A 5780-nucleotide genomic window follows, 5' to 3' on the forward strand; every position below is an offset into this window, starting at 1 on the left:
GTCGCCGACCGGCACGGCGTGCGGTTCGCCCGCGCGCCGGCGGGCGAGCCGGGCGCGGTGCTGACCCGGCTCACGATCGCCGCCGCGGTGGCGTCGGACGAGCTGTTCGCGTTGCGGGAGATGGGTTTCGAGGTGCGACCGGTGTCCACCGCCGTCCTCAACGGCGGCTTCGACCTGTCCGAAGTGGACGTTCTGGTGGTGTCGTCCGGGCTGCGGTTCGCCCAGCTGGAACCGAACGCCCGCGTCGAGGTCGAGGAGCTGCTCGCCCGCGGCGGCGTGGTCACCCGCGGCTCGACGGGATCGCGGTTCAACGCCGAGGCGGGGCTGCTGCCGGTGACCGCGATGCCGGGCCGGGGCGACGCGAACGGCGTGGTCACCGTGTCCGGCACCGGCGCGGACGTGCTGGCCGGGTCGATGCCGACGTCGTTCGTGTACTCGCCGCAGTGGTTCACCGGGCTCGGCGACGGGGTCACCGTGGAGCAGCGCTACGGCGCGGGCAACCCGCTGGTCGCCGGGCACTGGCTGCCCGAGGAGGACGGCGCGGGCGGGCCGGACCAGGCGGCCGGGCAGCCGGCCGTGGTGTCCGGTGTGGACGAACGGGGCGCCCGGGTGCTGATGTTCGGCACCGAGCCGATGTTCCGCGGGCACCCGAAGGGCCTCTACGCACAGGTGGCCAACGCCGTCTACTGGGGCGCGACCCGGTAGTGGGCACCGTCGCGAGGTGCGCGGCCGGCGCGCTGCTGCTCGACGAGCGGGGTCGGCTCCTGCTCGTCGAGCCGACGTACAAGCCGCGCTGGGAGATCCCCGGCGGCGTCGTCGAGGCGGGTGAGACGCCGAGCCAGGCGTGTGTCCGGGAGCTGGCCGAGGAGCTCGGTCTTACCGTCCAGTTGGGACAGTTGCTGGTGGTCGACTGGGCGCCGCATCCCGAGCTGGGGGACCGGGTGCTGTTCGTGTTCGACGGCGGCGTGCTGAGTGTCGCCGACGTCGAGGCGATCCGGCTGCCGGCCGACGAGCTGGCGTCCTTCGCGTTCGTGGAGCCCGACGAGATCGGTTCGTGGCTGCCGGCGCGGCTCACCCGCCGGATCACCGCCGCGCTCGCTGCGAGAGCCGACGGCGAGCTCCGCTACCTCGAACACGCCGTGCCGCTGCGGTAGCCGGGACCCCTCCCGGTGCGCATCCGGCAGGCTGGGCGCCGGACACCGAGGGAGGACATCCGTTGCGGCAGACAACAGGCTCGAGCTGCACCAGCTGTCGATCGACGCCGCGCGGGCGGTGCCGCATCAGCAGAGTTGGCGCCGCTGGCGGAGGACATCCGGGGTGACCTGCCCGACGAGGTGACCGATCCCGTACGTGCGCCCGGACGATCCACAGTGGACGGACCTGGTGTGGCCCTCGACTGGTGCCACGAGACGTTCGTGGACCTCGGCCTGCTCGACTGACTCAGCCGGACGGGACCAGCCTGCGCAGGAACCGGCGCCGCTGCGAGCCGTTGCGCAGCATCGCCACGAACGCGGCGCCGGCGCCCGCCTGCTCGTCCGCGCCGTCCTGGGGGTCGGCGAGGCCGGCGGCGGTGGCGATCATTCGCCGCTCGGCCAGCGTCACCTCACGCAGCGCCGGGTGGTCGGCGTGCTCGTCCAACAGGCGGCGCAGGTCGAGGTTCTCCCCGGCGGCCTCCCGCCAGGCGGCGCCGACCGCCGCGAGCTGGTTCTCGGCCAGCGACGCGAGCTCGACCCGGCCCGCCAGGCGCAGCGACCACCGGTGGTGCAGCGCCTGGAGGAGCTCGCCGGTGCTCGTGAACTCGTCGGTGATGGCCAGCTCGCCGCGCTCGATTACGCTGTTCAGGGCGTCTCTGCGGCGGTAGTAGTCGGCCCAGCCCATGTCGTCCCCCTTCCAGGACCTCGGCCATACCAGCGGTCTTGGACATACCGTCGGTATGCTCTGATATCGCCAACATACCACCGGTATGTGCGGGGCGACTGTGTCGTACGGTTGTGAACGTGGTGACAGTGCGGTCAAGACGGGTGGACTACACGGAGTCGACCAGGCAGGCCCTGGTCAGCTCCGCGTTGGACCTGTTCACGAAGCGCGGCTACGCGGGCACGTCGCTGGAGGCGATCGTGAAGCGCGCGCGGGTCACGAAGGGCGCGCTGTACCACCACTTCAGCGGCAAGCAGGCGCTGTTCGAGGCGGCCTTCGACCAGGTCGAGACCCGGGCGATGGACGGTCTGACGGAGGTCGTCGCCGGCGAGGGCACGGCGTGGGAGCGGGCGATGGCGGGGATCCAGGCGTACGTGGGAGTGTGCCTGGAACCGTCCTACCAGCGGATCGTGATCCACGAGGCGCCGGTGGTGATGGGCTGGGAGCGCTGGCGCGAGGCCGAGGAGCACTTCAGCTACGGCCTGGTCCGCGCGATGGTCGAGGCCCTGGTCGACGCGGGCGAGATCGAGCCGCTGCCGGTGGAGGTGACGGCCCGGATCCTGTTCGGTGCCCTGTCCGCGGGCGCGGAGACGATCGCGAGCTCCTCCGACCCGAAGAAGGCCGCGGCCGAGGTGCGGAAGACGATCGTCACGGTCATGGAGGGCATGCGCCGCAAGGCCGGCGGCTGATCCTTGACCTCCGCGCTAGCGTGCTCGCCATGAGACGATTCCTTGCTGTCGTCGTGGTTCTCGTTGCCACCCTTGGTTTCGCGCCCGCGGTCGCCGCCGCGTCACCCGCGGCCGCGCCGTCACCCGCGGCCGCCTCGTCCGCCTCGGCAGTGCGGTGCGAGTACATCCCGACACCCGACAAGCCGGCCGCGAAGCCGGTCCGCCCGCCGTCGCCGAAGGCCCCGGCGCGCGGGACGCCGACCGCCGTGTTCGCCACCAACTACGGCGTCGTCGTGATGAAGCTGGACCGGGCGAACGCGCCGTGCGCGGTGCACAACTTCACGCACCTGATCCGGCACCTGTTCTACAACCACACCCGCTGCTGGCGGCTGACCGACAGCGCGCGCCTGGGCGTGCTGCAGTGCGGCGACATCGTGTCGGTGGAGGTGGGCGGTCCCGGTTACCGCTTCGCCGACGAGCTGACCGGTGCGGAGACCTACCCCCGGGGCACGGTGGCGATGGGCAACCAGGGTCCGGACACCAACGGCAGCCAGTTCTTCGTCGTGCACTCGCGCGCGGAGATCTCGCCGGCCTACACGGTCCTGGGCCGCGTCACGCACGGCATGTCGACCTTGGACAGGATCGTGGCGGCGGGCATCGAGGACGGCGCGGAGGACGGTCCGCCGGCGCACCCCGTCCGGATCCACTGGGCGCTGACGTTCTGACGGCTCGGGTGCCGGGCCGGCGTGCGAACGGCGGCCCGGCGGCGGGTCAGTGGTGCTGCGCCAGCTCGAAGTCGACTCCGGGAGTGGCCGGCGTCCACCGGGTCAGCCAGCGGTCCGCCACCGGGAGCGTGCCGTCCAAAGCGGCAAGTACGTGCCGCTGGGCCAGCGGGAGCACCTCGGACACCGTGACCCGCCGGCCCAGCTCGAGCGACAGGGATGTCACGCCGGCGTCGCGGATGCCGCACGGGACGATGTGGTCGAACGCGCTCAGGTCGGCGTCGCAGTTGATCTCGAAGCCGTGCATCGTGACGCCGCGCTGCACCCGGATGCCGATGGCCGCGATCTTGCGCTCGGGCCGGTGGTCGGCGGCCAGCCACACGCCGCTGCGGCCCTCGACCCGGCCGGTCGGCACGCCGAGCTCGTCGCACACCGCGATCAGGGCCTGCTCCACCCGCCGGACGTACGCGACCACGTCGACCGGGTCGGCGAGCCGCACGATCGGGTAGCCGACCAGCTGCCCCGGACCGTGCCAGGTGATCTTGCCGCCGCGGTCCACGTCCACCACGGGAGTGCCGTCGTCGGGGCGCTCGTCGGGCGTGGTGCGCTTGCCGGCCGTGTACACCGAGGGGTGCTCCAGCAGCAGCAACGTGTCCGGCCCGGCCTCGTCGGCCCGCGCGGCGACGAGCGAGCGCTGCAGGTCCCACGCCTCGAGGTAGTCGATCGAGCCGAGCTCGCGGACGTGCACGGGCGCGCTCGACGAGCGGCAGGAGAGTTGAGCCACGGAATCGACCCTACGCCCCGGTCCCGGCCTCAGTTCCCGGTGACGGCCGCGAGCGCGTCGTCCAGGACGGGGTAGCGGAACGTGAACCCGCGCGCGGTGAGCACCGCGGGCACCAGCCGCTGGCCGTACAGGATCTCCTCCGCCCCGTCGCCGACCGCCACACGCAGCGCGATCTTCGGCACGAACCACGGCGCTGGCCGGTGCAGCGCCCGGCCGAGCGCGCGGGTGAACTCCCGGTTGGTCACCGGGTTCGGCGTGCACGAGTTCACCGCGCCCGAGATCCCGTCGGTCTCCAGCACGAACCGGATCGCCGCCACGTGGTCGGCCACGTGCAGCCACGGCATGTACTGCAGCCCCTCGCCCAACCGCCCGCCGAGCATCAGCGTGAACAGCGGCCGCAGGGTCCCCAGCAGCCCGCCGCGCCGCGACAGCACGTGCCCGGTGCGCAGCCGCACCACCCGGGCACCGGCGTCGGTCGCGCGGGCGGTCGCGGCCTCCCAGTCACGGCAGAGCCCGGCCAGGAACCCCTGCCCGTTCGGCGCGCTCTCGTCGCTCACCCGGTCCCCGGTGTCGCCGTAGTAGCCCACGGCCGACGCGTTGACCAGCACCGGGATGCCGCGCTCGGCGACCGCGGCGGCCAGCACCTCGGTCGGCTCGACGCGGCTGTTGAGCAACATCTGCTTGCGCGCGTGGCTCCACCGCCGGCTCGCGATGCCCGCCCCGCACAGGTTGACCACCGCGTCCGCGCCGTCCAGTGCGCCCTCGTCGATCCGCCCGGCCGGCGGATCCCACTCGCGCTCGTCGACGGCACGCGGCCGGCGCCGGACGAGCCGGACCACCTCGTGCTCGGCGTCGCGCAGCTCGTGCACGAGTGCCGTGCCGATTAGCCCCGAGGATCCCGCGACCACGATTCTCATCGGCTACAGGCCCAGGTCGCCCTCGAAGTTCCCGTCCTGCAGGCGGTTCTTGATCGTCGACAGGAACCGGCCCGCGTCCGCGCCGTCGACCAGGCGGTGGTCGTAGGTCAGCGCGAGGTAGGCCATCGAGCGGATCGCGATGGTGTCGTTGCCGTCGGCGTCGGTGATCACGATCGGCCGCTTCACCACCAGGCCCACGCCCAGGATGCCGACCTGCGGCTGCGGGATGATCGGGGTGTCGAACAGCGCGCCCTGGCTGCCCAGGTTCGTCAGCGTGAACGTGGCGCCGAACAGCTCGTCCGGGGTGACCTTGTTCGCCCGGGTGCGCTCGGCCAGGTCGGCGATCTTGTGCGCCAGCCCGGCGACGCTCAGGTCACCGGCGTTGTGGATGGCCGGCGACAGCAGCCCGCGCTCGGTGTCCACCGCGATGCCCAGGTGCTCGGCACCGTGGTAGGTCACCTCCTTGGTCTCGTCGTTGATCGACGCGTTCAGCTTCGGGTGCGCCTTGAGCGCCTCCACCGCGGCCTTCGCGAAGAACGGCAGGAACGTGAGCTTCACGCCCTCGCGCTGCTCGAACGCCGACTTCGCCCGGCTCCGCAGCTTCGCGATCTTGGTGACGTCGACCTCGACGACCTGCGTCAGCTGCGCGGACGTCTGCAGCGACTCGACCATCCGCCGAGACACGGTCTGGCGCAGCCGGCTCATCTTCTCGGTCTTGCCGCGCAGCTCCGCCGTGGGTGCCGCCGGGGCGCTCGGCGCCTTGGCCGCGGCG

At 72.5% G+C, this 5780-nt stretch carries 8 protein-coding genes and 1 pseudogene; 5 read left to right on the plus strand and 4 right to left on the minus strand.

The genetic code is table 11. From position 1 onward, the window contains the following. From ACRDSK_RS31075 to ACRDSK_RS31085, 3 genes and pseudogenes are all read left to right on the plus strand, one after another. A pseudogene (locus ACRDSK_RS31075) lies at positions 1–705 on the plus strand (M14 family zinc carboxypeptidase); the annotation flags it as partial. Continuing rightward, positions 705–1154, plus strand: a complete 450-nt coding sequence (locus ACRDSK_RS31080; RefSeq protein ID WP_431444959.1) for an NUDIX domain-containing protein — start codon at positions 705–707, stop codon at positions 1152–1154. The pseudogene ACRDSK_RS31075 and the gene ACRDSK_RS31080, both read left to right, overlap by 1 nt. Positions 1155–1289: 135 nt before the next feature. Beyond that, positions 1290–1439: a hypothetical protein gene (locus tag ACRDSK_RS31085; protein WP_431444960.1), complete on the plus strand. Its 150-nt coding sequence runs from the start codon at positions 1290–1292 to the stop codon at positions 1437–1439. 1 nt (position 1440) lies between these two features. On the opposite strand, the gene ACRDSK_RS31090 is transcribed toward ACRDSK_RS31085, so the two are convergent. Further along, a complete protein-coding gene (locus ACRDSK_RS31090; protein ID WP_431444961.1) occupies positions 1441–1878 on the minus strand; it encodes a hypothetical protein in 438 nt (145 codons plus the stop codon). A gap of 128 nt (positions 1879–2006) precedes the next feature. Between ACRDSK_RS31090 and ACRDSK_RS31095 the strand changes: the two genes are divergently transcribed. Together ACRDSK_RS31095 and ACRDSK_RS31100 are read left to right on the plus strand one after the other, a co-directional pair. Next, a complete protein-coding gene (locus tag ACRDSK_RS31095) occupies positions 2007–2606 on the plus strand; it encodes a TetR/AcrR family transcriptional regulator (RefSeq protein ID WP_431444966.1) in 600 nt (199 codons plus the stop codon). Positions 2607–2635: 29 nt separating this feature from the next. Beyond that, entirely contained in the window at positions 2636–3310 is a 675-nt protein-coding gene (locus ACRDSK_RS31100; protein WP_431444962.1) for a peptidylprolyl isomerase, read from the plus strand. Positions 3311–3356: 46 nt separating this feature from the next. Here ACRDSK_RS31100 and lipB read toward each other — a convergent pair whose 3' ends face one another. From lipB to sucB, 3 genes are all read right to left on the minus strand, one after another. Beyond that, positions 3357–4091, minus strand: a complete 735-nt coding sequence (lipB, locus tag ACRDSK_RS31105; protein WP_431444963.1) for a lipoyl(octanoyl) transferase LipB — start codon at positions 4089–4091, stop codon at positions 3357–3359. 29 nt (positions 4092–4120) lie between these two features. Further along, positions 4121–5008, minus strand: a complete 888-nt coding sequence (locus ACRDSK_RS31110; protein WP_431444964.1) for a TIGR01777 family oxidoreductase — start codon at positions 5006–5008, stop codon at positions 4121–4123. 3 nt (positions 5009–5011) lie between these two features. Continuing rightward, the coding region (gene sucB / locus ACRDSK_RS31115; protein WP_431444965.1) for a 2-oxoglutarate dehydrogenase, E2 component, dihydrolipoamide succinyltransferase at positions 5012–5780 on the minus strand (769 nt) is incomplete at its 5' end.

Origin of the sequence: Actinophytocola sp., assembly GCF_050699915.1 — a bacterium.
In the GTDB taxonomy this organism is placed as follows: domain Bacteria; phylum Actinomycetota; class Actinomycetes; order Mycobacteriales; family Pseudonocardiaceae; genus Actinophytocola.